Source organism: Sphingomonas sp., from assembly GCF_031361285.1.
Classification (GTDB): Bacteria; Pseudomonadota; Alphaproteobacteria; order Sphingomonadales; family Sphingomonadaceae; genus Sphingomicrobium.
Map to the genome: position 1 here is coordinate 1 of NZ_JANMCO010000109.1, position 1,642 is coordinate 1,642.

Annotated in this window: 2 protein-coding genes; both read left to right on the plus strand. The window is 63.3% G+C overall.

What is annotated here, in order from left to right:
* Positions 1-469, plus strand: a 469-nt coding sequence (locus RMO25_RS10130; RefSeq protein ID WP_309662484.1) for a hypothetical protein, incomplete at its 5' end; no start/stop codon positions are given.
* Positions 470-566: 97 nt separating this feature from the next.
* Positions 567-1,418, plus strand: coding sequence for a hypothetical protein (locus RMO25_RS10135; RefSeq protein WP_309662485.1), 852 nt, complete (start codon positions 567-569; stop codon positions 1,416-1,418).
* Positions 1,419-1,642 lie beyond the last annotated feature (224 nt).

Sequence of the window (1,642 nt, forward strand, 5' to 3'; positions counted from 1 at the left end):
CGCCGCGGCGGTCGTCCCTCCGCTGTTCGGCGGCAAAGCAATCACCAAGAGCAGCTTCGCCATGCTCGGCTTCGCGGCGATTCCGATGCTGGCGCTGCGAGCGGCGCTGCCGATCGCGCCAGTCGAGAATTCGGCCAATCCCCGGCACTTGATCGCGGCGGTGCCGGAAGCGTTGCGGTCGCAGCCGGTGTTCAACGGATATACGTTCGGCGGGCCGCTGATCCTGGCCGGGATCAAGCCCTACATCGACGGCCGCGCCGACTTGTATGGAGACGCATTCGTTACCGACTACAACGAGATCACCCAGGGCGACGTGGCGAGATTCAACCGCGCGGTCGAGCGCTATGGCATTCGTTGGACGATGCTGCCGCCGAGCAATACGCGCCTGGTCCAGGCGCTCGACACCTCGCCTCTTTGGCGGCGCATTTACACCGACCGGATTGGTATCATTCACGTTCGCCGCGATTAGGGCGGGCTGAAAATATGAATGTAAATCTGAAGCTTGCACGCGAGTGGTAGTTGTGACAGCATCGGGTCAACCGGGTTATCCCTGGAGGGGCTTTCACATGAAAAAGATGCATTTCCGAGTCGCCGCGCTTGCCGCCGTTTCCGCCGCCGTGATCGCCGCACCAGCGCTCGCCACCCATAGTTGGGGCGGCTATCATTGGTCGACCCGGACGGCCGGATCATTGTCGCTCGAGGTGGTGACGTCGAGCAGCTCTTATTGGGAATCGGCGATCGCGACCTCGATCAGCGACTGGAACAATCCGGTCGTCAACAATGCACCCGACGTGCTGACGCTCACCCGCACCGTCAACAATTCCATCGACCGCAGGAAGTGCAACCCGATCGCGGGCAAGGTGCTGGTCTGCAACTATGCGTACGGCAAGCGCGGCTGGCTTGGCATCGCCTCGATTTGGCTCAGCGGCGGACACATCAGCCAGGGGACGACCAAGCTCAACGACAGCTATTACGGCGCCGGCAGCAGCTACAACACCGCCGAGTGGCGGGCGATCGTCGCTTGCCAGGAACTCGGCCACGACTTCGGCCTCGACCACCAGAACGAGACCTATGGCCCGCCAAACCTTGGCACTTGCATGGACTATACCAATGATCCGACCGGGACCGCGTCCGGCTATCTCTATCCTAATACGAGTCCCAACCTTCACGACTATGTGGAACTTGGGATCATCTACGACCACGCTCACGCGAACCTGACGCTGCAAAGCGCAGGTGCAGGCGGAAGCGCGGCATGGCACCCGGGGCCAGCCGGCGACAGCCCGGCCGAGTGGGGCCGCGCCGTTCACTTCGACAAGCTGGGCCGCGCCGACACGTTCGTGGAAGATTTTGGCAACGGCCGCCGCAAGCTGACCCATGTGTTCTGGGCACTTGAGACCAAGGCTCACGAGACTCGATAACGCAAGACGAGTGTAGCCGCTCGGCGCGGCTTCACCACTCACTGGACGCGACGTCTTGCTTTGGGCAGCCTCTCGCCATGATCCAGGCACTGCCGCCGCCACCGCCGGAAGCGCCGATCATCGTCACTGCGCGACGGCTTCCTGACCCGGCGGCAGAGCGCGCGTTCGCGATCGACCGGATCGACGCCAAGCGCCTGCACGACTCGCCGAGCTCCGGCCTCGAC